Origin of the sequence: Trichocoleus sp. FACHB-262 (genome assembly GCF_014696035.1) — a bacterium.
Taxonomy (GTDB): domain Bacteria; phylum Cyanobacteriota; class Cyanobacteriia; order FACHB-46; family FACHB-46; genus Trichocoleus.
Genome location: NZ_JACJPK010000072.1, coordinates 168,956 through 193,427, shown reverse-complemented (window position 1 = coordinate 193,427; position 24,472 = coordinate 168,956). Strand labels below are relative to the sequence as shown.

General features: G+C 49.1%; 19 protein-coding genes. 8 read left to right on the top strand and 11 right to left on the bottom strand.

The annotated features are described in order from the left end of the window. Positions 1 to 103: 103 nt before the first annotated feature. Complete coding sequence (locus tag H6F68_RS14150; protein ID WP_190553562.1) at positions 104 to 1,216, bottom strand: PatU; 1,113 nt, start codon at positions 1,214 to 1,216, stop codon at positions 104 to 106. Positions 1,217 to 1,227: 11 nt separating this feature from the next. Beyond that, positions 1,228 to 2,421, bottom strand: a complete 1,194-nt coding sequence (gene hetZ, locus H6F68_RS14145) for a heterocyst differentiation protein HetZ (protein WP_190559891.1) — start codon at positions 2,419 to 2,421, stop codon at positions 1,228 to 1,230. 76 nt (positions 2,422 to 2,497) lie between these two features. Here hetZ and H6F68_RS14140 point away from each other — a divergent pair, with 76 nt between their 5' ends. Continuing rightward, on the top strand, positions 2,498 to 2,974 hold the full coding sequence (locus H6F68_RS14140; protein WP_190553561.1) for a hypothetical protein: 477 nt from the start codon (positions 2,498 to 2,500) through the stop codon (positions 2,972 to 2,974). 78 nt (positions 2,975 to 3,052) lie between these two features. Here H6F68_RS14140 and sds read toward each other — a convergent pair whose 3' ends face one another. From sds to H6F68_RS14095, 9 genes are all read right to left on the bottom strand, one after another. Further along, complete coding sequence (gene sds, locus H6F68_RS14135) at positions 3,053 to 4,024, bottom strand: solanesyl diphosphate synthase (RefSeq protein WP_190559889.1); 972 nt, start codon at positions 4,022 to 4,024, stop codon at positions 3,053 to 3,055. 992 nt (positions 4,025 to 5,016) lie between these two features. Next, the gene (gene murI / locus H6F68_RS14130; RefSeq protein ID WP_399313961.1) at positions 5,017 to 5,937 is read right to left on the bottom strand and encodes a glutamate racemase; all 921 of its coding nucleotides are present in this window, start codon (positions 5,935 to 5,937) and stop codon (positions 5,017 to 5,019) included. A 22-nt stretch (positions 5,938 to 5,959) separates the two neighbouring features. Continuing rightward, a complete protein-coding gene (locus tag H6F68_RS14125; protein ID WP_190559885.1) occupies positions 5,960 to 7,792 on the bottom strand; it encodes an N-acetylmuramoyl-L-alanine amidase in 1,833 nt (610 codons plus the stop codon). Positions 7,793 to 8,330: 538 nt separating this feature from the next. Further along, positions 8,331 to 9,836 carry a cation:proton antiporter gene (locus H6F68_RS14120; RefSeq protein WP_190560126.1) on the bottom strand — a complete coding sequence of 502 codons (1,506 nt, stop codon included), beginning with the start codon at positions 9,834 to 9,836 and terminating at the stop codon, positions 8,331 to 8,333. A gap of 90 nt (positions 9,837 to 9,926) precedes the next feature. After that, entirely contained in the window at positions 9,927 to 10,739 is an 813-nt protein-coding gene (locus tag H6F68_RS14115; protein WP_190434786.1) for a carbon-nitrogen hydrolase family protein, read from the bottom strand. A gap of 165 nt (positions 10,740 to 10,904) precedes the next feature. Continuing rightward, the gene (locus H6F68_RS14110; RefSeq protein ID WP_190559883.1) at positions 10,905 to 11,540 is read right to left on the bottom strand and encodes an HPP family protein; all 636 of its coding nucleotides are present in this window, start codon (positions 11,538 to 11,540) and stop codon (positions 10,905 to 10,907) included. A gap of 163 nt (positions 11,541 to 11,703) precedes the next feature. Beyond that, positions 11,704 to 12,408: a PD-(D/E)XK nuclease family protein gene (locus H6F68_RS14105; protein WP_190559881.1), complete on the bottom strand. Its 705-nt coding sequence runs from the start codon at positions 12,406 to 12,408 to the stop codon at positions 11,704 to 11,706. Positions 12,409 to 12,456: 48 nt separating this feature from the next. Next, a complete protein-coding gene (locus H6F68_RS14100) occupies positions 12,457 to 14,901 on the bottom strand; it encodes an ATP-binding protein (protein ID WP_190559879.1) in 2,445 nt (814 codons plus the stop codon). Between the two features lie 13 nt (positions 14,902 to 14,914). After that, positions 14,915 to 15,097 carry a hypothetical protein gene (locus H6F68_RS14095; protein WP_190559877.1) on the bottom strand — a complete coding sequence of 61 codons (183 nt, stop codon included), beginning with the start codon at positions 15,095 to 15,097 and terminating at the stop codon, positions 14,915 to 14,917. A 285-nt stretch (positions 15,098 to 15,382) separates the two neighbouring features. Here H6F68_RS14095 and H6F68_RS14090 point away from each other — a divergent pair, with 285 nt between their 5' ends. The 7 genes from H6F68_RS14090 (at position 15,383) to H6F68_RS14060 (ending at position 24,456) form a co-directional block, all read left to right on the top strand. Continuing rightward, the gene (locus tag H6F68_RS14090) at positions 15,383 to 15,733 is read left to right on the top strand and encodes a hypothetical protein (protein ID WP_190559875.1); all 351 of its coding nucleotides are present in this window, start codon (positions 15,383 to 15,385) and stop codon (positions 15,731 to 15,733) included. 347 nt (positions 15,734 to 16,080) lie between these two features. Next, positions 16,081 to 17,049 (top strand): peptidoglycan recognition family protein, encoded by a 969-nt coding sequence (locus tag H6F68_RS14085; RefSeq protein ID WP_242065501.1) that lies wholly within the window; start codon positions 16,081 to 16,083, stop codon positions 17,047 to 17,049. Positions 17,050 to 17,350: 301 nt separating this feature from the next. Further along, positions 17,351 to 19,111 (top strand): LIC_10190 family membrane protein, encoded by a 1,761-nt coding sequence (locus tag H6F68_RS14080; protein WP_190559873.1) that lies wholly within the window; start codon positions 17,351 to 17,353, stop codon positions 19,109 to 19,111. Positions 19,112 to 19,521: 410 nt separating this feature from the next. Beyond that, complete coding sequence (locus tag H6F68_RS14075) at positions 19,522 to 20,982, top strand: FAD-dependent oxidoreductase (RefSeq protein WP_190559871.1); 1,461 nt, start codon at positions 19,522 to 19,524, stop codon at positions 20,980 to 20,982. Positions 20,983 to 20,996: 14 nt separating this feature from the next. Continuing rightward, positions 20,997 to 22,055 carry a glycosyltransferase family A protein gene (locus H6F68_RS14070; protein ID WP_190559869.1) on the top strand — a complete coding sequence of 353 codons (1,059 nt, stop codon included), beginning with the start codon at positions 20,997 to 20,999 and terminating at the stop codon, positions 22,053 to 22,055. Between the two features lie 25 nt (positions 22,056 to 22,080). After that, complete coding sequence (locus tag H6F68_RS14065) at positions 22,081 to 23,202, top strand: glycosyltransferase family A protein (protein WP_190434760.1); 1,122 nt, start codon at positions 22,081 to 22,083, stop codon at positions 23,200 to 23,202. Positions 23,203 to 23,283: 81 nt separating this feature from the next. Continuing rightward, complete coding sequence (locus H6F68_RS14060) at positions 23,284 to 24,456, top strand: glycosyltransferase family 2 protein (protein ID WP_190559867.1); 1,173 nt, start codon at positions 23,284 to 23,286, stop codon at positions 24,454 to 24,456. The last annotated feature ends 16 nt before the right edge of the window (positions 24,457 to 24,472 follow it).

Below are 24,472 nucleotides of genomic sequence, written 5' to 3'. Positions count from 1 at the left end.
AGAAGCAGTTAACTCTAGTCGCTCAACGGTTGGTAGCAAGCCAACCATAAGCGCCTTGGAGTTATCCTAGCGCTTCTGTACAAAATCAATTCTGGTTAAGCACTCAATCGCTCAGCGGCTGAATCACAAAGACCAGCGGCTCTTGCTCCTGGTCGTAGAATTCCACGGTTAGAGGATAGGTTTGATTGGGTTGTGGATCAAATACCTCAACGCTAATGCAACCCGGTCGCGACCGAGAAGCGGTTGATTGAGTCGATCGCCCTTGTAACTTTAAGCTGCCACCGGAAGGTAACCGACCTTGCACCCGGAGTCTTGGTTCTGCTTGAGGCTGATAGCGGATCTCCAAGGTCAACAGCCCTGCTGCTGTTAACCACTGGCGTTCCAGGCAAGATTGGCTAGCTGAAATCGATAACGTTAGCGAACTTAAAATTTCGCGAGCCGCCAGAAGGGATAGCGCCATTTGCTGCTTCGGTGTAGCCGCTTCATAACTATCGGGAAACTTAGTGCTCGTTTCTAATAGGGAGGATCCTATCTGAGCATCCAAGGTTCCAGAGCGAGCCGGAGACACCAGTACCATACCAGCCAAATCATTCAGAGTCTGAGTATGACCCGGAAATAAGGTCTCAACCGCTCGAACTAATTTGGCTCCTTCCCGCAAAGAAGTTTGCAGCAAATCTTGGCATTGGTCCAGCAATTGAGCCAGAACCGCCTCTGGTAGCGCAACGGGGACACTCAGGTTGCGTAGTTGAGCTGCCCATAACCGCCTGGGAACCTGCCCGACCACAGTTGAGTCAACTTGATCAGGCTCGTAAGCATAGACCTCCGACTCCCAAGGAAACAGAGGCGGATGGCGTTGAATTTCAGTTTGTAATCGACGCTTTAGAAGAGCGTGGAATCTGTCTTGCACAGTAAGTATTTCTCCCGGTTTGAGTGATTGGCTCCCTGAGTGCGGGGAGAAGGCTGGCACTTCACTGGAGTTAGTCAGTGCAAAGTCTATCCCTTCTGAATCCAACGGATCTAAGTCTGCTAATTCAGGACTGTTACTCTCATAGTTAACCGCTGGGTTCGCTTGACTAGAAGCGAGCGGCTCAACCTGAGCCTGGTTGCCTGAATTGATAGAATTGGCACCCGTCTCAGTTGAAAATTCAGCTGAGTTGGAGTCTTGCAGTAGCCATGCGAGTAACTCTTCGGAAAATGATTCAGGATTCTTAGTCATCTCCTAAACCCCTATTCATCTGTAGATGGACTTGCTCCGGATACTAGGCTATTGCGAATTTCCCAAGCTTGCTCCAACAACTGAGACCACTGTTTTTGGATTTGAGTTACTGTACACCCAACGTCTTGAGCGATCGCGAGATTGGTAAGTTGCTGTTGCTTTAGCTGCAATATTCTAAGCTGTTGCGCACTGATTTGCGTTTGAAAGGCCTCCCACTGCTGTGGTGTCAAACCCAGATTATGTTCTAAGTCAGCTTCTAGCCACTGATGCACCAATTCCCAATGGTGAGAGAGCGCAAATCGAATTAAATGGTACTTAAATCGCTGCTGGAGGTAATCCCTCTGACGAGGGGTTAGCCCTAAAATTGCCTCAATTTCATGGGCAGGCAGATCTTGCAGTCGTAAAGCGAAGTAGTCTGCACAGTCACTCTGCTGCCGCTCCTCCAGGTAAGCCATCAGCTCAGTCACAACGGTGTGACGCAAACTATCATCGGCGGGTTCTGGGGCTTGAGCCACCATTTGCTCCCGCAGTTGTTGTACCGAAGCTGCGTTCCAAGCTTGATCGGTTTCTTGAGAAGCTCCCTCGGCGGCTTGCTCAATATCTACGTAAGTTTCTAAGGGTTGCTGTTGCGAGAAGGTTTGGGCTCGCAGAATGATCAATTGCTGATTTCGGTGCCCTGGCAGAGGAATGCGGCGTTTAGCATACCGCTCTGTAAAGGCCATGTATTCTGCCAGCTCTAGCAAGGTTTTGGGGCAGTAAGCCTTTGGCATTTGGGTTTCCCGACGAAATGCATTCAAGGCTTCCATGTAAAACCCTTGCAGAAAATCCTCGATCAAGGTCAATCGGGCTTGATAACTGGATTGTCCTTGGGAGGGGGTGATATAGCGATAGATCACGGCACTGAGGGTACTGTGCAGCTCGACTCGACCCCGCCGTGACCCTAGCTTGTAGTAGGTCAAACACTGAGTGAGGCGATGCCGAGCTAAGGTTATCGCCCAAGTTTCTACTTCTCCAGAAGCCTGAATCCGCTTACTTTCAGTGCAAATTCTTTTTACTTCTTGCGTCAAACGTTCTGCTACATCCGTACAATTCTGCTCAGACGCTCCCGTTGACAGCCTAAGTTCATTGAACAGTAGCTGAAAAATTGCCTCCACGTCGCGGCAGATCTCCCCATGATGGTTAACAGCTAACCAAGACCCTAGCATACTCACCAGCCATAAATTTGAAGCAATTTTGAAGAAAGTCTAGACTGAGAATGATTAATCTTTCCGAGACTCCAGCATGGATCTAGACCAGCAGATTCAAGTCCTGATCGAGCAAGCCCCTCAAGATGGCACTACACCCCGCTTAATTGAAGCGATCGCCCCCATTTTGAAGCAAATAGCAGGACGATTGCGGCACCCTCAATACTATGTCTTACAAACCCTGAATCAGTCTTGGATTGTAACAACCTTAAACCAGCGTTCCCAACCTGGGGTCGAGAAGAACGTTGTTTATGCTTTTTCTACCCTAAAAGATGTGGCGTCAGGCCCTTATCAGTTACAAGATCCTGAGGTGCTGGCGTTACCCATGCCAATCGCGCACATTTTGTTTTACCTCATCTCCATGCCAGGTTTAGATGGCATGATTTTTTTCGATACCCCTGGAAACGTTGATATCGGCACCGAAATTTTACGTGAAGAAGTGACGAAGTTAATTCAAGGACATATGCAACAGCTCTCCACCACAAGCAACAACTTACCGCCGGATGTGGCTTAAGTTGTTAGGTGAACTTTTTAGTTGATTGTCCAATTGCCGAGGCAAGCTGCTTTTGAGGTTCGCTTCCCAACTGGGTGCTTAATGCAGCCGACTCAAGACGTAATCTGCCATTTCTGTTAAAGCTTGGTGGGATTCGGAGGGAGGAAGGTCGCTGAGGCAGGCCACGGCACTTTGGGCATGGTGAGCTGCAAGTTCACGCGATCGCTCCATACCATTGCTCTCTAGAATCAAGGCGATCGCATGATCGAGATCGCCTTCGTGAGCAAATTCTCGTTCAATCAAGCCTTCGAGAATCGGATTTTCTTTAAGGGCAAATAAAACTGGGGCGGTAAGGTTGCCACTCTTTAAATCTGATCCAGCAGGCTTTCCTAAAGCTTCCAAAGAACCAGTGAAGTCAAAAATGTCATCCACAATTTGGAATGCTAAGCCAATATGACGACCATAGTTGTATAGGTTCTCAGCCATTGGGGATGGGACATCGCTGAGCACACCTGCGGCTTTAGCACTGTTAGCGATGAGGGAAGCTGTTTTGTAATAGCTCTTGTCTAAGTAGGCTTCAATCGACAAGCTAGTATCGAAGCGGTTCAACCCCTGCTGGATTTCCCCCTCGGCCATGTCCATAATTACTTTGGACAGAAGCTTCACGACTTCTAAGTTGTCCAAGTTAGCTAAATGCCAAGAGGACTGAGCAAAAAGAAAATCGCCTGCTAGCACTGCGATGCGGTTTCCGAAGCTGCTATGGACGGTGGGAACACCCCTACGAACTTCTGATTCATCCACGACATCATCATGGACGAGGCTCGCTGTGTGGATCATTTCAGTGATTTCAGCCAAGCGTCGATGCCGAGCAGTGATGTCTTGACCTGGCATGGTGGCTCGCGAGATCAGAAAGACAATCGCTGGCCTCAGCCGTTTTCCCCCCGCTCCAAATAAATGCTCGGCGGCAGCATAGAGAATGGGGTGATGGGCACCAACTAAGTTTTTCAGATTGTCTGTCAAGACCCGTAGGTCAGTTTCGACAGTAGAGAACAAAGAAGTAGCTGAGGTCATGGAGAGGCCAGCTCAGGCGTTACGATATTAGGTTACGAAATTTTACATATCCTAACCTCATTTTAAGCTAACCCTCCCGCATTATGAAAGATTTGTTTTTAGCTGATTGATAATTCGACCTCGTTGTGAGCCAACAGTTACTGTAGATTGGGCGTTTGAGCCTAAGAAATCAACCGCAGAACTTGACTTTGGAAAGGTGACAAGTTTTGCAGTAACCCAATTGTTTGTAATTTTTCGATTGCAGCCACTTCTAGCGACTTAACTTGTGCAGTAAGGTCCAAAAACACGGAAATCGTGTGTTAGTCTAGATGACAAGGATTTCAACAATTTCATACTTTACAAAGCGACTGAGACTGTGAGTTGCCTCAGGGTAGCTGTATCGTCTGCTCTACTGAGATACTCAGTAGGTAATGGCAGTTCAGTCTTCTGGTTTCTCCTTATGCTAGTGGCAGTTGGAGTTTTGTCTGCTGCCTAAATCAAAAGACTTATGTTGTTGGGGTTGTAGCTTACAATCTTAGTCTTTTGTAGCCGAACCAGAATTTGAGGGGCTAGAGGCGGCAGTTAGGCTGAGCAACTTGATAGAGATTAGTTGGTGTGTCTAGGGGCTACACCAGTGATTTTTTGCAGGCTAATTTAGCTTTGTTTGTCTGAGCTTGCTTTCCTTCGCCAACCCCCGCTTTGCTCCTGGCCGTCTTATGTATCACGATATTCCAGCCATTATTCTGCTCCTAGCCACAGGGTACTTATTTACAATCTATTTGCTACTGATGTTGGCTCAGCGAAGTTCTAAGGTGCCACGCTAAATTGTTTCGCTTAGCCAGAAAGACGGAGCACTCTAGAAGTTGAGTGCTTGAAGTAAGTGGTGGCGTAGCTTTGAGGCTAGCGATCGCTCAAATTGCGCTGTCTTAATCTTCCCCCCTGCCCAGAAAAAATACCAAGACTAGAGTTGATCCAGCCTTGGCCTAGAGAAGCGGTAACAGCTCAACGGTGGTTCAAGAAACAATTTGACTCAGTACTTCTGGAAGATTGATTTTTTCGACGGTCGGGGTGAATCCAAGCCACTGAACAGAAACTTGAGCGAACTGTTCCGGGTTGCCACTCACACAAAAGCGGGTAGGTAACGGCAATCGGATATTTCTCAACCCGAGTAACTCTAGTTCTTGGGCTGCTGCGGCTACCACACTAACTGCCGGATCGACTAGCTTCACAGAGGGCGGCAATAGGCTGCGTAGTACAGGTGCCAGGTGAGGATAGTGGGTGCAGCCATAGACAAGCGTGTCGATCTGCTGCTGCAATAGCGGAGCCAAATACTCCTGAGCGACTTGGTAGGTGTAAGGATCGCTAATGCGGTTTTGCTCTACCAAGGGCACAAACTCCGGACACCCCACTTGCCACACTTCAGCCGTTTCATCCACTTCTTGAACAGCCTGACGGTAGGCATTGCTAGCTGCGGTGGCAGGAGTGGCAATCACACCAATGCGGCTGCCCTGCTGAACTGCGGCGCGGGCTCCTGGCAAGATTAAACCCAAGATGGGAATTTTGAACTCCCGCCGGACTGCTTCTAAAGCCAAGGCTGAGCTGGTGTTGCAGGCCATGATTGCCATCTTGACCCCTTGTTGCACCATCCAGGTCAAAATCTCCCGCACAAACTGCAAAATCTCTGCTTGCGATCGCGTGCCATAAGGGAGGCGAGCCGTATCTCCAAAGTAGAGAATTGACTCGTTGGGCAATTGCCGATACAGCTCTCGCAAAACTGTGAGTCCCCCGACTCCACTGTCAAACACACCAATGTAGGCCCGCTGTCGTTCTGTGGCAAACGGTGTAGGCAGACTGGGTTCTAAACTAGGTTGCGGCTCTGAGGTCAAATTGTCGCTAGGAAGGGAAGTGGAGTGCGGCTGTGAGTGGTTAGACACGGATGGTTGCATTCAGGTGGAACTAAAAGTTTTGCTGGATGTACTGTAGAACACCACGTGCGATCGCGTCAGCCATTTGAGTCCGATAGCTCGACGTTGACAGTCTAGCCGCGTCTTCTGCACCAGTCACAAAGCCAACCTCCACTAAGACTGAAGGCATAGAAGTTTTGCGTAGCACAAAGAATCGCGCTGAGCGGACTCCGCGATCGCGGGCTCCAGTCCCTTGAAGCACGTTGCTATGGATAGTCCGAGCCAAGCGTTCGCCGCTGCTGTAATAGTACGTTTCCAGCCCATTGACATCAGGTCGGCTCATGCTAATGGCGTTAGCGTGGATACTGACAAACAAGCTAGCATTCGCTCGCTCTGCTAAGGCAACGCGAGGTTCCAAATCTAAGTCTCGGTCATCTTCGCGCGTCAGAACTGCCTGCACACCTTGTTGCTGTAGTCTTGCGGCTACCTGACGGGAAATGTCCATAGTAATGCCCTTCTCTTGGAGCCCGCCAATGCCAACGGCACCCGGGTCAGGTCCGCCGTGCCCTGGGTCAACGATCACGACTAGCCGCCCGTTGGGAACGCGAGGCAGGTTGGTCGTGGGTGGTCTGTTGGTGGGAGGTGGGACTGGAATAGACCCGACTGTGCTACCTGGAGGCAGCACTGGTGCTGGACGCGACCGTTGCAGTTGTAAAGCCAGTATTTGGTTGCTGGGCTGGTTAATGTCCCCAACTTGCACACCCGCTGCGGGTTGGAGCAAAATGACGACTGTCTGGGGGTCTTCTTGCCGCACGCGTACTCGTAGCAACGCACTACTTGCATCCAATTTAGGCCCCCGCACCCGGTCAGCCAATCGAGCCGAGTTGAGTGTAATCCGGTACAGCCCCGAATTGCGGTCCCAGCCAGTGGTGTAGGTGAATGAGCGATCGCCGCGAATCAGTAGTTGATTACCGTTATTTTCTAGATCCACCGCCTCAATGGTGGCTACCTGATTGGTATCCGGAGGGCTGGTGGGAACTGGACGCGAGTTGTTGGGTGTGGGTCGCTGACTATCGACTGTGGCTGCCGTCACTCCTCCGGTGGGGACGAGGACTACGCCACCCAAGTTACTGACTGTAGCTTGCCAATTGGGGCTGCTTCTCGCCACATTGAGGGTGATGCGTGCGACTGGAGGAGATGCTTGGGCTTGAGTCACCTGAAGCTGACTGACTCCATAGCGGTTAATCGATAGCGATCGCTGGGTCAGGCGAGGAGAAATAGCGGTCCCTTTAAGGGAAATTTCGATTTGCTGTCCATTATTACTGCGATCGACTTCGACCTCTGGAGCTCTACCCGTCGTCCGGACAAAGATGCCATCAGGGGTGACCTGGACATTCTGAATTTGAGTGGTAGCCCCCGTCACTACTGGGGGAGTGGCTGGCGGTGTAGGGTTGACGGGTGAACCGGGGACTACGACCCCAGGATTATTTGACGATACAGGTTGAGGAGTTGGCAGTTGCACAGACCATTGATTGGCCGAACGGCCTCGAAACTTGACTTGCTGTGGGTCAAGCGTATAGCCCGGTGTCAGCTCTACAACGATGCGAGTGGTTTGAGGATCAAACTGGCCGACCCGGATAGAACGGATGGCTCCGCCCACTAATTGATTTCTCAAGGCTCCGCCCACCTTAGTACCTGGTAAGTCAATTACCAAGCGGGTGGGATTAGCAATCAATTGCGCTCTGGGTTGCACCCCATCGTCAGTTGTGAAGTCAAGTTGATTTTGATTGGCATTAAATTGCCAAGACTGTAGTCTAGCCGCTTCTGCAGGGGACGACAGCAAAATAATGCCCAGAAAGCTGGGTAGTAGCCAGTGAAGCCTCACTGTGATTTCTCCTCGTTTGGATTGCGTCGCTGTAAGCTATTGGCGAGTTGGAAATCAACCCAATTCAGTAAGCCAAACCCCATGCTGGGCTATGTTCCTCTGCTAAGTTCAAACTTGAAGGCTGCGTTGAAAAATACCACGATTTAGGTCACACCACAGCCTTAGAAGCTAGAAGTTGATTAGCTAGTAGGCTCTTTTGCCTGAACCAGACTGCTCCAACAGCGTTATTCCATTGGTCATTGGCAACTGACTTGTTGCTCCACATTCCTCACACCCACCAATCTTTCAAGTTAGAGTCTCGGTTAAACGCATGATTTGCAGACGTTGCTTGCAGCTTCGACGATGCCAACGGACTCGGCCATCGTTTTGCAGCAGCCTGCTGCGCTCAAACTCACCTGTTCAATTGAGATTGATAAGCGATTGGACGCAGACTCAGCCACACAAGTTTCATCCAATAGTGTTAATCAACCTACAGCGAACCTCCTCAGGATTCTGAGGTGGAAATCCTCCAAATGTACCGGTTATCTCAGCTGATTGGCTAATGTTGCCCAGGCTCGCTGGTGGATTCGAGAGTGTCTGATTCAACGCGATCGCCTTGCAGCCCAACGGTTTCAGTCAAGGGTTGAGTCTGACCTGCTGCCAACGCCAAGTCTGCTGGCTCAGTGGCTGAGGCATCCGAGCCATTTTGAAACACCAATCGCAACAGGGGAGGCGCGACAAAGGTGGTTAGAATCACCATCACAATGATGGCTGCTTCTAAAGATTTGGAAAGGACACCACTCGCTGACCCTACGCCAGCAAAGACTAAGCCCACTTCACCCCGTGGAATCATGCCGACTCCGATGGCTAACCGATTAATGTTGGGCTGACCAAACACCGTTAATCCGGTAATGACTTTACCCAGGATCGCCACCACGATCAAAAAGGCTGCCATAATCAACCCTTCCCGATTACTGGGAATCGCTGGATTGAGGACACCGATATCCGTTCTAGCACCCACAGTGACAAAGAAAATCGGCACTAGCATGTCGGCAATGGGGATAACCTGTTTTTCTAGCTCACCACGTTTTTCTGTCTCTGCCAGAATCAAGCCTGCCGCGAATGCCCCCAAAATGGCTTCCAACTGAATTGCGGCTGCAATGTAGGACAAGATAAAAGCAAAGATTAAGGCGGAAATCAGCAGTTGGCCGCGGGTCTTCAGTTGGTTGACCAAAGAGACAAAGAAGGGGCTGAGAAAGCGACCCAAGAGAATCGAGCCTACTAAGAAGACTGTGGCGCTGATAATTAGATAAATTACATTCGCGACTTCAATTTCTCCGGTTTTGGCGAGGCTCGCTACGACCGCTAGAACAATGATGCCAAGCACGTCATCCAAGACCGCCGCGCCGATGATAATCTGGCCTTCACGGGAGCTGAGGCGCTGAATCTCTGCCAAAACTCTCGCGGTGATGCCAATACTAGTAGCGGTTAGAGCCGCCCCAGCAAAAATTGCGGGTATCGTGGGCACGCCAAAAATGGTGATAAGTCCAATTGTGCCTGCGGCAAAGGGTGCAGCTACTCCTACCACAGCCACCACTGCTGCTTGAGGACCCACCCGAATCAGTTCTTTTAAGTCTGATTCCAGCCCAATTTCAAACAGCAAAATCACAACACCCAGTTCCGCTAGGACCGAGACAACTTCGCTCTGAGCGGAAAACAGGCTCGCGATCGCTTCCGAACTCAAGCCTGTGGTCATTTGGATGAAATTCATAATTACGGAGGTGGAAGCATCGGCCCCACCTTCTGGAAAAACCAACAAATGTAGGGCCGAGACACCCACGACAACACCGCCCACCAGCTCTCCTAAAACTGGCGGCAAGTTAATTCGAGCGCAAAGTTCACCACCAATTTTGCTAGCTAAGTAAACAACAACTAAGCTCAGCAATACTCCTGCTAGGACGAGAGCACTACTCTCCGTTTCCGCTGCCGTTGCCAGCAAGGGAGCAGGAGGAACAAAAGGCATGGAGAAGATGGAGGAGGCTACCCAGGCAGTTAAATCAGCCATTGCTTCCGCAGAACTCATTTTGTCTAATGTACAGGTTTCTTTACAGAATTAATCTGCTCTAGGCTAGGAGTCCTGCCAGAAACGCTGGATTTAGACAAACACGCGATGCTGCAAGGAAGGCATTTGACGACGGACTTGGTCTAGACGCGCAGGTTCAATCGAGGCGATCGCAATCCCTGGTTTATCTCCCGCATCCGCTAAAATCACGCCCCAGGGGTCGATGATCATGGCATGGCCGTGTGACTGCCGTATGCTGTTGTGGCGACCTGTTTGGGCGGGTGCAACCACATAACAAGTATTCTCGATCGCTCTAGCTTGCAGCAAAACTTGCCAATGGTCTTTGCCTGTATAGGCTGTAAATGCGGCGGGCACAAAAAGCACTTCCGCACCCATCTGAGACAAATGCCGATACAGCTCTGGAAAGCGTACGTCGTAACACACAGACAGCCCAATCTGGCCCAGCTCCTTAGAAGGATGGATGGGTGGCACCCGCATGCCTGCGAGTACGCTGCTAGATTCGCGGTAGGTGTTGCCGTCCGGTAGGTCAACGTCAAACAAATGTGCCTTTTCGTAGCGAGCCAACTCTTGCCCACTCGGATCAATCAACAAGGCTGTGTTGTAAACTTTGCCATTGCCGACGGGAACCGGAAACCCACCGCCCAAGATGGTGACTTGAAAACGCTGAGCCATTGTTTTGAGGAATTTTTCGCTCTCAACGGCGATCGCTTCCGCTTGATCCAGCTTGGCGTCCTCATCTCCTAAAAAGGAAAAATTTTCTGGCAACCCGATTAATTCTGCGCCCTGCCGCACTGCAAGGTCGATCAGTTCTTCTGCCTGCACTAAATTTTTTTCCAAATTAGGCAGACTATTCATTTGAATGGCGGCAGCCAGATAAGACTTCATAGATGTCGCTAACAAAGATGCAAGGTCAGTAATGTGAGCTAGAACCAATATTGTGGCCTATATCCATCTTCCCCTGCAAAGTCGCATGGTTTATCACCTTTGGGTTTGACTGCAACGATTCTTAGCTTGCCGCGCCTTTTTGCTGCGTTTTTCGGGTCGTAATTCCTAAAGCCAGTACTTAGGATATTTTCGGTCTTCTGCCAGGTTATTAAATACGACCGCGCACAACACCAGCAAAATCGATCCTGTCAGTACTGGGGTAAAGAAAAATTTCCAACTTGCCCCCGTCATGATGATCACGAGTGGGTCAGCTCCGGCGGGCGGATGTAGGGTATGAGTCAACTGCATACAACCGATCGCAGTTGCTACTGCCAGCGCCATCACCCAAGCCTCCGAGCCAAACAGATGCAGGCAAGTTAAGCCAATCAGACTCGCCAGACAGTGGCCGCCCACAATGTTACGCGGTTGAGCCAAAGGGCTTTCAGGCGCTGCAAAAGCTAAAACGCAGGTAGCTCCAAACGGCGCAATCAACATTGGGGCTTGAGCGATCGCAGAACTATATCCGGTGGTGGCGATCGCTAAGAAAGCGCCCAACCATGACCACAACACATATTTATAATTCGGCTGCGGCAGTTGAATGGGTGTTCCCCGCATTTTGCCAACATAGTTGTTCCAGCGCTGAGGCCATCGCTTGACCCGAACAAACCGCCTGATGTTATTTGCCTTAAAACGCCGTGGGGGTGAAGCTTGTAATGACTGATCTAGCTCTACTCTACGCAGGTTGGGAAAGTGGCTTTTCATAGGGGAGTCGTGTAAGCCCTTGTCTATGGGGACAGGTAATACACAAAATTTGATGATGAATTGTTCTGTATGTTACAGATTTTTGAGCAATAAGGCAATAATACCTAGCGCAGAGAGCAGCGATCGCTAGTTCCCAAGCTCTAACCTTTTCATCCCTCCTCCTTCATCCTTCCCCTTTCCTCCAATACCTTGCCCGCCGCCAAAATTCTGCAACTCTAGCTTCCCATTCTTGCCAGTAGGTGCCGAGGGCTTCTGAGTCAAACCAAAATACTTCGGCTGCCAGGCCAGGGAGAGCCACAACTAACAATCCGTGCGCCAAGTTTAGTTCGTGATCTTGATATAGCTGATTAGCTGCGCCTAAGTAGGCAACTAACTGTAAGGGATAATCGTACAGCCGCTCTATGGTTTGCTTTGGTTTATCTGCCGTTTTCCACTCACAGACACAGGGCACGCCTTGATAGCTAGCAACACAGTCTACCTGTCCGGCGTAACCCAAGTCTTCATGAAATACGAAACCTTCGACTAAGCGAATCTGATGAATTTCGTGCAACACGGGTGCGACACTGTCCCAATAAGGTTGCACGGTTTCTGAGCAAACCACTGCTTCACCGGACAAATAACGCTGGATTTGCTTGTGGGTCCCCGTCCCGCGCCGACTTGCCGCCCCAGAAATGCGAGTGGCTTCGGCTGCCCCCACGCGATCGCGCCAATTTGCCAAGGCTTCGCGATGAGCCTGGGGTTTAGTGGCATTGAGAATGGTGGTGACACTCGGCAAACGTTTACCTTGGTCATTGACATAATATTGTTTGCCGTTTTCGCGTACTGTTTTGGCGGTGTAGTGGGGGAGTCGCTGCGATTCCAAGGACATAGATCAAGAGCAAACGCTTTATTCTAGAAGTTTGTAGCCTCTGGCGCTCTAATCCACTCGTCCCATCAGTTGGGCGATCGCCTTAATTAAATAATCAGGCTCGATGGGTTTGGCGACATGTTGTTGGAAACCAGCCGCTAGCACTTGTTGCTGATTCAGCTCTCCTGCATAGGCGGTTAGGGCGATCGCGGGAATAGTGCCACCTTGCTCGGGGGGCAGCGATCGCACTTGACGAATCAGCATATAACCGTCCATTTGCGGCATGCCAATGTCACTCAAAAGCAAATCATGTTGAGCTTGGCTCAGCGCTTGTAAGGCTGCCCCCGCAGAACCTACAGCAGTGACGGTTGCGCCTGCTTGGTTCAAGATGAACTCCACCACTTCTCTGGTGTCGGCATCATCATCTACCAGCAAAATTCTCAGGGTTGTTAGCCAGGGTTGCAGGCTGAGAACGGCAGCATCCCCAGGTAGCAATTCATGCTGATTTCTTTCCTCGACTTGCCACAGCGGTAGGCGGATGACAAAAGTGGCTCCTTGCCCTTCTCCGGCGCTAGCGGCTTGAATCATACCACCATGCAGTTCTACCAAATGCCGAGCGATCGCCAGTCCTAGACCTAAGCCGCCGAAGATGCGAGTGGTCGTGCTGTCTGCTTGGCGAAAGTAGTCAAAGATATAAGACAGAAATTCTGGGGCGATGCCCTTGCCTGTATCACTCACACGAATTTGGGCTTGACTCCCTATTTGTTCTAGCTTCACTTCTACTTGCCCGCCTGCGGGGGTGAACTTTACTGCATTGGACAGCAAATTCCAGATTACTTGTTGGAGTCGGTTTTGATCCCCCAAAACTTGACCAACGCCGTCCTCGAAGAGGGTGTGAATGCGAATCGATTTAGCTTCTGCTGCCAGACGGACTGTTTCGATCGCAGCGGCAATCACAGCTACTAAATTCACGGGATGAGCCGTCAAGGTCAGCTTCCCTTGGAGAATCCGAGAGACATCGAGCAGATCTTCGATCAGTTGAGTTTGCAGCTTGGCATTGCGCTCAATGGTTTCTAGGGCTAAATCCACTTTGGCGGGTTCTAGCTTGCCACCTCTGAGTAACTTGGCCCAGCCCAAAATGGGATTCAGAGGGGTGCGTAATTCGTGAGAGAGCACCGCCAAAAATTCGTCTTTGATGCGGTTAGCTGCTTCTGCTTCTGCGCGTAGGCGTTTCTGCTCCTGATATAGCTCGGTTGTGCCGATGGCTGAAGCCGACAAGTTAGCCAAGGCCATCCCCACTCGGATTTCGGTATCGTGGAATGGGTGGGGTTGGTGGTAATAAAACACCAAAGTCCCAGAGGTTTCTCCATGAATTTTTAGCGGTAGTACTAGGAGCGCCATGATTCCTTCTTGGCGATAGCCCGCTTTGCGCATTTCTAGGAGGGGCGACTGTTCTACATCCTCAATCACAAATGGTTCGTCGGGCATCGTGGGTGTAGCAGTTGTCACCTGAATCACGGATTGTTGGTAAGCCTCAGACAAACCGGCGGCTGAAACAACTTGCCATTTGTTTAGGGAGGGTAGGAAACGCCAGACGGCATAAGCATCAGCAGCAATTAGATTGCAGGACAGGTCTAGAATCTTAGGCAGCAGTACGGTCAGCTCTAGAGAACTAATTAAGGTACTAGAAGCTTCGACCAATAAAGTCAGCTTTTGCTCAACGCTTTGCTGGAGCCGCAATCCTGCTTCTCGTTCTTGCAGAGCGGCTTGGGCAGTTTGATAGAGACGAGCATTGTCTACGGCGATCGCGGCTCGTTGCGCTAAATCTTCTGCCAAAACCAGATCTACTGTGTTGTACTTCCACTTTGATTCAGCCGTGGCGAAGGTAATCACTCCTAAGACGCGATCGCGAGCAATCAGCGGCACCACCATTGCAGATTGGCAACTCAAACTCCGCAACAGCTCTAAATGTTCAGCGTTCTGAGCATAAGCAATCAACATCTCCTCAGAGATATGAGGGATCAGTTCTGAGGCTCTCGTTCGCACTGCATAAGCAGGGCCAGAAGAGGCGTGAGTTACGGGAGGATAACGCTGATTTAGCTGCCAAGCTTGGGCTACTTTCGTGGCATCGAGGTGGGCAATGGCTAAGCGTCGCAAGGTCCCGTCTTGATTTAAGACATCCACCAAACACCAATCAGCGATCGGCGGGACGGCGAGTTGAGCCACACTTTCCAAAGTCGCTTCATAGTCGAGAGAACTAGCCAGAACTCGGCTAGCTTCCGCTAAAAATGCGGCTCGTCTTTCGGCTGATTCTGCGACTGTCCGAGCCGCCTGCTCGCGCAACAGCAGGTGTTGGCGCTCAGCCTCTGCTTGCTTTAGTGCCTGGGTATGCTGATGCAAAACCTCCAGTTCATGATTTTGCTGCCGTAGTGCTGCAATTTCGTCGAGGAGTTGCTCTCTGGTTTTGTCTTCATCTTTCATCAGCAAATCTTGGTTGAGATTGCTCTCAAACACTAGGAACCAAACACTAATCGCCAGTCACAGTAGCAGACTTGAGGGCTTCCATAGATGCTGTGGAAGGTTCAGTCGGCTGAAGCGGAGTGACTTCTGTCAACCTGCCCTCTAGATGGTCGTGCGACCGCGAAACCTCAAAAATTCTGCCATCTATATCTAAAGTTATAGAAGCACTCCGGATGATTGGAAGCGCCATTTAGAGCAAATTCCTTAAACTTAAGCTACGCGATCGCTCTTGAGGTTCTGCTCTTAAGGTTCTGCTAAGGGCGATCGTACAAGTATCTAATTAACTCCCTGGGCCTAGCATTCATACTTCGTAATTCTTTGGCCCAGAGTAATGTACCTTCTGGTAGACGGCGCTGCTTCCTAAGACACCGTAGGATTCGTGTCAAAAGGATATTGATACCGCTGTTATCGATCGCGCTGCTGGTTGTATTGATCAAAGCCTGCAAAGTCTAACTAGAATCACGAGGAAATGGGTATGCAACGAATTCTTACCGCTATTGGACAGTTTGTTCGCAGTAGTCTAGTAGTGATAACGCTGGTTGGCTTACTGAGCTTATCGAGCCTAATCATTTCGCAAGCTAGCTATGCGGGCGACGCAAACGTACCTAACTTCAGAGCTGACCAAGCCAACCCATCTAAGGCAGAGAAGCAGTCGGTTGAAAAGCGTGAGCAAGCTTACAACAACGCCACAAAAGTCGCTAAAGATTCCAGTGCTTTGGAGCAAGAGTACGAAAAAAATCTAGAATCCTATCAAGAGCAGCAGCCAAACTCAGGAATTATCAAAGGGGCAAAGCAGCTAATTGAAAAAGTGACGGGTAACGACTAGAAGTAGATAGAATATTTTGCTGATCCAGCGAAAATCTATTTGCTGAATTCTGCCAAAGTTAGCTATTTCAACCACTGACCTAAGTTCTTAAACTAGCCTGATCTCCCCATCCAAACTTCAGAAACTGGATGGGGTTTTCTTATGTCTAAATCAATGGCCCCATCGCCAGCCTTAAGCTGATGAGGTGCGCCTCTCACAAACTATTTAGGCTTGCAATATTTCAGGAGCAATAATCTCTGCCATTCTGTCCTGAGCCTGGTTAGACTGAGCGTTAAACATAAGTTAGGTCTCAAAACTACTAGCAGTGTTCTTCTATTGGCAACTCCCTAACCCTTACTCAAAACTCTATGAATTTTCTACGTCGGTTTCAGAGTCTTGATAATCAATTAAAAGCTGTCTTGGCGACTGTTGTGATTAGTGTGGTGTGGTTGGTTTATGCCGTAACAACCATCCAACCTGGAGATGCCGAGATTCTGGCGAATCAACCTCAGCAAATTGCGATCGCCCAAGTGCCACCTAGCCAAATGCGACCCTCTGATAGTCGAGCTAGCATTCAGTCTAGTGTCATTGTGCCTACTGTCCCGCTGTCCGCTTCCCCCACCGTTCAGCCAGTGCCGCCGCAAGTCTCTCGGCCCGTTCGATCGCAGCCCATTCGATCGCAGCCTGCGCCCCCTGCCTCCTCTCAGCCACCGACAAGCCCCCCCGCAGTCCCAGCTTATCAACCCAGAGAACTGGTCGCTTTTGCAGATCCCACGAATTATGGAGAGCGAGTGCTCAAAGATGTGTATGGTCGTTCTGCTGCCCATGCACCGATTGTCGTGCTGCATGAAACCGTCAGCTCGGCGAACAGCACCATCTCATTCTTTCAAACTCCACATCCTAGAGACGAAGACCAGGCAAGCTACCACGCATTAATTACTCAGGATGGGACGATTGTGTATCTCGTTTCCCCCGATAAGCGAGCCTTTGGGGCAGGCAACTCGGTGTTTAATGGCCCGAATGGTCCAGAGGCAGTGAAAACGCATCCCAAATTTCCTCCCTCTGTCAATAATTTTGCTTACCATATCTCCTTAGAAACGCCTCCCGATGGTCGCAATAACGGCAACCGTCACAGCGGTTACACAGCTGCTCAATATGAATCGCTGAGTTGGTTAGTTGCAAGAGCCGCTGTGCCCGAATCGAGGATTACCACCCATCAAGCAGTCGATCGCTCTGGATCTCGCAAAGACCCCCGCAGTTTTAATCAGCAAACTTTCCTGACGCTGCTGCGTGCTTACACTCGACCCGCTCTGACGGTTCCTACACCTCGCAGCTAGTTAAAGCTGACCGAGCGATCTTCCCAAGTTAGGCGATCGCCTGATTAGATAACTGGTTATATACCTGCTTAAAACTGAAACACGGTTCTCACCATGCCTCCGAGGACATCATCATTCTCTGCATTGTGGTTTGAGCAGGGACAGTAGACCGAGTAGAGTAGTCGCGATCGCTGCATCTTTGAGGCGCTGTATTCCGATTGAATAAACAAAAACCTTTATAAGGCAATGGTTTGAATCTCCTCAAGCTAGAGGCTCCACCAATCGGCAATGCTAGCCTAGCTTCAGTTCACAACTAGCCTTCATGCTTTACTTTATTGCTGCCTGGACTCTGTTAAGTATGGCTTGCTGGCCGATTGGTGTAGCTCTGCTAAACCTATTGCAGGCAGACTGTTTTGAGCGATCGCCCCATCGCCCGATGGCAGCACTTTGGTTAGGTTTGATAGTTCTGGCAGTAGCATTGCTAGGCACCTCTCTCTTATTGCCCCTATCACCTGTAGTCGGTGGGTTGGTTACCGTTGCTTTAGTTGCTGCTTCACTATTGCCGCGATCAGCCCGTCAAGAAGTTGTAGCCTGGCGGGTCAATCTATCACCTCGGCTAATTTTAGGAATTTCAATCCTTGCCTTGGCGATCGCGGCTATTACCACTCGACAGGTTACTTGGATCGATACTGGCATTTATCACTACGGCAGCATTCGTTGGTTGTCCGAATTCGGTACAGTACCGGGTCTAGCACTGTTGAAAAAGCAGTTCGGTTTTGCTTCATCTTGGTTTGCTCTAGCGGCTCCTTTGAATCCCGTGGGTTTAGGAGGACGCGTTAGCGCTTTGCCTAATGGCTTTGCCATACTTTTAGCCGTATTACATTTCTGGGTCAGTTTGACTCGAAGCTTCACAACTCAGGCTAAGCTCAGCGATTGGTTTGCCACCTTGTTTTTTGGCTTAGTGCTGCCACCGCTGTTGTTTACCCACTTGCTGTCAGTCATTTTGGTATCTCCCTCGCCAGACATCCCCGTCATTTTTTTAACGGGAGTCGTAGCTTGGAGTATTTTAGTGATTTCTGAGCAACGAACCGATTCTGTGAATGCAGGGCCAAAAAGTATTTTAGAGCCTGAACTAATTCCGCTAATTTTGGCAGCTGGAGCCGTCACGATTAAGCTGACTGCGTTGCCAATTTTATTAATTGCTAGCTTGTTTTATCTAGTAGCTAAGCGCCCAAGCTTCAAGCGGTTACTAATGGGTGGTGCGGTTTTGGGAGGTCTGCTACTACCCATGCTGCTATTTAGCCTTGTGACTTCTGGATGTCCGCTTTATCCCTCTACTTTCCTCTGCCTTGATTTGCCCTGGTCCCAAACGGTGCAAGAGGCAAAGCAACTAGCCGAAGTAACTCGTGGATGGGGGACTTGGTTTGGTTCAGCTCCTACCGGAGTTTCTGCGACTTTGTGGCTGTTTTGGCAATGGTTCAATGCGATCGGCTCTAGCAAGTTAATTGTTTTACTAATTGGGCTTTCGATCGTTTCCATGATTTATGTCTTTCGGACTGTCATCTCGCAACAAAATCAGGGACAGCTTTGGGTGTTGGGGTTAGCTGTAGTTGGCACCAGCTTCATGATGTTGCAATCTCCCCTCTTAAGATTTGGGATTGGCTACGTTGTGCTTTTACCTGTCTTGTCCGTTGCCATTTTGTTTCATGCCAAGCTGCAAAACCGTTGTATTGAGCTGAACAAACGATTTACGGCTAATCCCCACCGCCAAAAATATCGATGGCAATCTTGGGTGTTGTTGTGTTCAGGCACCTTGGTACTCGTGGCTTTGAGCCAGTCGCCAGTGCGATCGCGTCTTGTCTTACCACCCGCACTGCCTAAGACCAAATTGACACAACAACAAGTTAACAATGTTGTTTATTTCTCGCCTCAAAACTCCAAGGGAGCTTGTTGGGCCGCAGAGATACCTTGCTCTCCCCAGCCTGCTAAGAATATATGGCTACGTGATCCTGTCCGTGGTCTTCCCGCAGGATTTGTACGCAGGCCTGAAGTGCTTCCTAGCTCAGTAAATACCGCACCGTAAGGATTTAATCACAACTTTACATACTGAAGAAGTATTCCAAAGAGCTTGAAGCTATGAATCAGTAAGAGCCTAAGCAATTTTTCCCCTCAGTATGTATGGCTAGGCATATTTCCTTTTAATAAACTTTCAGTAGCAGCCCTGTGAAACTCTAGAGCTTAGTGCCAAAGTTATTTCTATCAGCCCTGATAGGACTACAGAGCCTCACCCTATCGGTAGATTTATACCGAGGTCGGAGATTCAGTGATTAAGTCCCAGAATTTCTAAAAATTTAACGCGAGAACTCTACCCCTCAATGGAAGTTTCGGAGCAGGGTTGGCCTGTGCCAGAATTTCTGATGCTTTCGGGTTTAGCTACAGTCTCAGCGTGGACAAGTTGACTGTGAACACTGACTTTGCTGGAGTATTATCTGGATGATCGCCGCGAAAGTTTTGAGAGATGCTATAGATTCTGAACCCGTCTGCTTCGGAACGAGAGCTAGGCAAAATTTTGTGATTTTAGGGGGTGGTCTTGCAGGTCTAGCCGCAGCTCAGGAACTCCTAAAGCGAGGCTGCAAAGTCACGCTGATTGAGCAAGGTGCTGAAGTGGGAGGACTCGCACGAACCTTCGAGCAAGGTGGCTTTCGCTTCGATATCGGTGGGCATCGGTTTCACAGCAACAATCCTACGGTTGTGCAATGGCTCAAAGATTTATTAGGCAAGGATTTACGAGTAGTACCTCGCACTAGCCACATCTATTTAAACCAGCAATTTGTTAACTATCCCATTCAACTGCCGGGAGCGCTATCCATCTTTTCGCCGTTTAAAGCAGCCCAGATGGTGTTTAGTTACCTAGTAGCTAAATTTACTGAAAAGACTCGTCAGGATATTTCTTTTGAAGATTGGGTAATTAAACGCTACGGTCGGGCACTGTACGAAGTATTTTTCCAACCCTACACCGAGAAAGTTTGGGGTATTGCCTGCGACCAGCTCTCTGCAACTTGGGCTTCTCAACGGATTGGCATTCCTAGCCTATGGCGAATGGTGAAGCAGGCGATCGCTCCAGCTAAAGAAACGCCTGCTACTGCCATCTCTGAGTTCTACTACCCACGCGCTGGGTTTGGCATGATTCCAGATGCCTTGCGTGAGAACATCTTGGCAATGGGGGGTACGATTCACACCCATACTGCTTTGCTGAGCTGCACACCCCTCACTCAAGGCTTTGAAGTTAATGTTCGTCATCAAGACGGCACCACGCTGACCTTGAAAGCAGATCAAATCGTTTCTACGATTCCACTCAACTCTTTACTGCAAGCGATTCCCGAAAAGCTTGGTAGCCAGGAGATTTTACAGAGTTACAACTTGGAGTACCGAGACATCATTTGTTTGTTTGTAGCGCTCAAACGCCCACAAGTCAGCCAGGATAGCTGGACCTACTTTCCCATGAAAGACCTGATTTTTGGTCGCACTCATGAACCCAAAAATTGGTCGCCAGAAATGGTTCCTAGCAATAACTACACTTCTCTGGCGATCGAAATTTTTTCCAGCCGAGGCGAACCCACTTGGGAAATGTCGGATGACGCCATTCTGAACAAGGTGATTGAGCAAATGCATCAGATCGGTTGGATCAGCAAAGCGGATGTGCACAAAAGTTGGGTGTTGCGGGTTCCTTACGCTTATCCGGTTTACCGAGTTGGGTACGAACCGACTCTCAGCAAAGTCAAAGACTACCTCAACCAGTGGGATAACCTGCACCTAGTAGGCAGAACTGGATCGTTCCACTACATGAATAGTGACGGTGTAATTGAAGATGTGTTCCGCTTAATTGAAAAGTTATTTCCAGAAGGGGCGGCGCAAGTGCAGCCTCTGTCTACGGCTGCGGGTCGCTGGATGTAGGGGCACAGATAATCATGCGACAACCAGTACCACCCAAAGCTATCTCTCATCCATTCCTCTCCATTGTGGTTCCGGTCTATAACGGAGGTGAAGCTTTCAGGGCTTGTCTGAGCGCTATTAGGCGATCGCACTTTCAAAATTGGGAACTGATTGTAGTTGATGATGGCTCTAGCGATCGCTCTGCTCAAGTAGCCTCCGAGTTCGGGGCCACTGTGCTCAGCACTCATAAACCACAGAGCGGCCCCGGATTTGCTCGCAACGTCGGGGCTCAGGTGGCTAAAGGTCAATATCTTTGCTTTATTGATGCTGACTGTGAAGTCAACAGCCAAACGTTCAGCCACCTAGCAGAAGTTCTCCGCAGAGATCTCACGCTAGACGCTGTGTTCGGCTCTTACGATGATGCCCCTAAAGCCACCAACTTTGTAGCTCAGTACAAAAACTTACTGCATCACTATACCCATCAAACTGGATGTGAAGATGCTTCTACTTTTTGGGCAGGCTGTGGTGCAGTGAAGCGCTCTACCTTTTTGGCTTTAGGAGGATTTGATACTCAACGCTATCCTCGCCCCAGCATCGAAGATATTGATTTGGGTTATCGTATCAAGCAGGCAGGCGGCAAGATTCTTTTAGCCAAACAGGTACAAGTGAAACATCACAAAGCCTGGAAGCTTAACAGCCTGATTAAAACAGACTTGTTCGATCGCGGTATCCCTTGGACTCAATTATTGCTCGATAGTCGATCTGGGATGGCTAACGATCTCAATCTTCAAGTTTCTAGCCGTCTTAGTGTTGTGGCAGTTTATTTGCTTCTGTTGCTAGGGCTGAGCAGTTTTTATAGTCCTCAGGCTGTGTGGGGACTTTTGCTGGCGGCGATCGCCCTTCTCATTCTGAATCAAGACGTATATCGCTTTTTCAGACAAAAGCGGGACTTGAGTTTCACACTAAAAGCAATTTTGATGCACTGGCTCTATTACATCTATAGCGGCCTTGCTTTTCTAATAGGAAATTATCTGCATTGGCAAGAGCAACTCGGTAAGGACCGAGCTGTGACTAAAACACTTTTTGATCATTAATTAATCTTTTAATCAGGCTGCAAAGATGAGTCGCTGCCAGGAGACTGATACTCCTTTAGTGTCTGTAATTATTCCGGCTTATAATGCTGAACGTTTTATCGCTAAAACCCTAGAGTCTGTAATCAACCAAACTTACAAAAATATTGAAGTGTTAGTGGTTGACGATGGCTCTAGCGATCGCACTGCTGAGATCGTTAATCAAATCAGCCAAAACGATAGCCGCATTGTATTACTACAGCAATCCAATTTAGGAGTGGCAGCAGCTCGTAATCTAGCGATTCAAACAGCTAAGGGAGAATTTATCGCTCCCATTGATGCTGATGATATTTGGTATCCCACTAATTTAGAAAAACAGGTGCACTGTCTCTCGCAGGCTCCTGCGTCAGTAGGTCTCGTTTATTCTTGGTCAGCGGATATTGATGAGGCGGACTGGCAAACTGGGGAATATCGAGCTTCTCTGATCGAAGGTTCTGTTTTTAGAACCCTACTTTGCCACTATTTTTTGGGAAATGCTAGCTCAACCTTGATTCGGCGCAGCTGTTTAGAAAGGGTGGGCGGTTACAACTGCATTTTCAAGCAACAAAATGCTCAGGGCTGTGAAGACTGGGATTTATATCTGCGAATTGCTGAACATTACCAATTTCGAGTTATTTCAGAATTTCTAGTTGGATATCGCAAGCTTCCAGCTAGCATGTCCCGTGATTTTACTTCAATGGCCAAATCTCATGCCTTGATGCTACAGGCAATCCGTCAAAAATATTTCGATATCCCTGCTTTAATCTACCGCTTGTCGAGCAGTAGCTTCTATCTGTACTTAGCTCGTCAAAGCTACCAAGGTAAAAATTATCTAGCTTCGCTGTTCTGGTTGACAGCAGCTTTCAAGGTAGACTTTACAACTTCTTTACTAAGACCAGGATTTTATATTTTACTGATAATGAATTTTTTCGGGATGATTACTGATTCACTTGCTACTAAATGCTTCCGAGGGGCTAGATTAACAAGTTCACTTAGGCTTAACAGAAAAGTAGTCAGTACTTCACCAGAGTTTATTAATTCCAAGGCTGATATCAGGATAAAACTACTAATAGAGAGATCACTCCATCGGTGGATGCAAGGAAATCAATTCAAGACGTCTTTAGATAGCTGAAGAATAAATGAATTTTTTAACTATTATCCGGATTTTTTGAAAACAGAATCTACTATTTTTGACTGCACTTTGGGGGAAATAATGGCGACCGCAGTCCTAGACATTGACTTAAAACAGTTACCCGCTGAGATTACAAATTTAGAACGATACAATCAAGCATTAGTTTTGATTCGCTTTAATGGCAAACCGCTAGGCAAAGCGCTCCTGCCTGTGGCAGAAGGACACATTAGTGGTCTGGAGTTGCGAGAACGGTTGGTCAATGCTGTTGGGTCTCAACTTTGGGAACAGTGGCTGCGGGAGTATCTAGACTGGGATGAAGTGCAAAGTAAAAGTTTTTCTTTGCCTCTAGCTACAGTGGCCATTTGTACCCGCGATCGCCCCGATGACTTAAAGCGATGTCTGGATTCTCTGATGCAGTTGCCAGACGACGGCCAAGAGATTTTAGTCATCGATAACTGCCCTGCCACTAATGCCACTCAGGAGTTAGTTACCCATTACCCCACAGTTCGGTATGTGCGTGAAGATCGCCCAGGACTGAACAACGCCCGCAACCGAGCTTTACGAGAAGCTCGCCAAGAGATTGTGGCTTTTACCGATGATGATGCGGCTCCAGATCCAAATTGGTTGCGATCGCTTTTAGTTAATTTTGACGACCCCCTCGTTGTTTGCACCACAGGTTTAACCATGCCTCTGGAGCTAGAAACAGAAGCTCAAGAGTGGTTTGAAACTTATAGTCCCTTTGGCAAAGGCTTCCACCGAGTTGTGTTTGAGAGTGCTAAACAGAACCCATTGGCAACAGGCAGAGTGGGTGCTGGGGCTAACATGGCGGTACGCCGCAGCTTACTTGAACAAGTAGGTGAATTTGATCCCTATCTGGATGCAGGTACGGCCACCTGCTCTGGGGGTGACCATGAGATGTTTGCTCGCATTCTGCTGGCAGGTTACCGCATTGTCTATGAACCCACAGCCCTGAGTTGGCATCGTCATCGTCGCACTTGGGAAGAACTGCGCCGAGCTCTCTACGGTTATGGTGTGGGCGTTTACGCTTTCTGGACTCGCACCCTGCTAGTGGAAAAAGAATGGGTAATGGTGCAGCCTGCGATCGCATGGTTTCTCCACGACCAACTCCCTAATCTATTTCGCGCTATCTTCCGACTGCCAAATAGCTTGCCCTTAGATCTCGCCCTTGCCGAACTCCAAGGTTGTCTCGCTGGTCCCAAAGCTTATTTAACTGCTCGCAAACAATCTGCCTAAGTTCTCCTTAAGCCGT

Bases quoted from the DNA above. Each gene is read 5' to 3' on its own strand.
- H6F68_RS14110 (WP_190559883.1), bottom strand. From the start codon at position 11,540: ATGAAAAGCCACTTTCCCAACCTGCGTAGAGTAGAGCTAGATCAGTCA.
- H6F68_RS14120 (WP_190560126.1), bottom strand. From the start codon at position 9,836: ATGGCTGATTTAACTGCCTGGGTAGCCTCCTCCATCTTCTCCATGCCT.
- H6F68_RS14085 (WP_242065501.1), top strand. From the start codon at position 16,081: ATGAATTTTCTACGTCGGTTTCAGAGTCTTGATAATCAATTAAAAGCT.
- H6F68_RS14070 (WP_190559869.1), top strand. From the start codon at position 20,997: ATGCGACAACCAGTACCACCCAAAGCTATCTCTCATCCATTCCTCTCC.
- H6F68_RS14105 (WP_190559881.1), bottom strand. From the start codon at position 12,408: ATGTCCTTGGAATCGCAGCGACTCCCCCACTACACCGCCAAAACAGTA.
- H6F68_RS14080 (WP_190559873.1), top strand. From the start codon at position 17,351: ATGCTTTACTTTATTGCTGCCTGGACTCTGTTAAGTATGGCTTGCTGG.
- H6F68_RS14090 (WP_190559875.1), top strand. From the start codon at position 15,383: ATGCAACGAATTCTTACCGCTATTGGACAGTTTGTTCGCAGTAGTCTA.
- H6F68_RS14115 (WP_190434786.1), bottom strand. From the start codon at position 10,739: ATGAAGTCTTATCTGGCTGCCGCCATTCAAATGAATAGTCTGCCTAAT.
- hetZ (WP_190559891.1), bottom strand. From the start codon at position 2,421: ATGCTAGGGTCTTGGTTAGCTGTTAACCATCATGGGGAGATCTGCCGC.
- H6F68_RS14075 (WP_190559871.1), top strand. From the start codon at position 19,522: ATGATCGCCGCGAAAGTTTTGAGAGATGCTATAGATTCTGAACCCGTC.
- H6F68_RS14140 (WP_190553561.1), top strand. From the start codon at position 2,498: ATGGATCTAGACCAGCAGATTCAAGTCCTGATCGAGCAAGCCCCTCAA.
- H6F68_RS14060 (WP_190559867.1), top strand. From the start codon at position 23,284: ATGGCGACCGCAGTCCTAGACATTGACTTAAAACAGTTACCCGCTGAG.
- H6F68_RS14150 (WP_190553562.1), bottom strand. From the start codon at position 1,216: ATGACTAAGAATCCTGAATCATTTTCCGAAGAGTTACTCGCATGGCTA.
- H6F68_RS14065 (WP_190434760.1), top strand. From the start codon at position 22,081: ATGAGTCGCTGCCAGGAGACTGATACTCCTTTAGTGTCTGTAATTATT.
- H6F68_RS14095 (WP_190559877.1), bottom strand. From the start codon at position 15,097: ATGGCGCTTCCAATCATCCGGAGTGCTTCTATAACTTTAGATATAGAT.
- sds (WP_190559889.1), bottom strand. From the start codon at position 4,024: ATGACCTCAGCTACTTCTTTGTTCTCTACTGTCGAAACTGACCTACGG.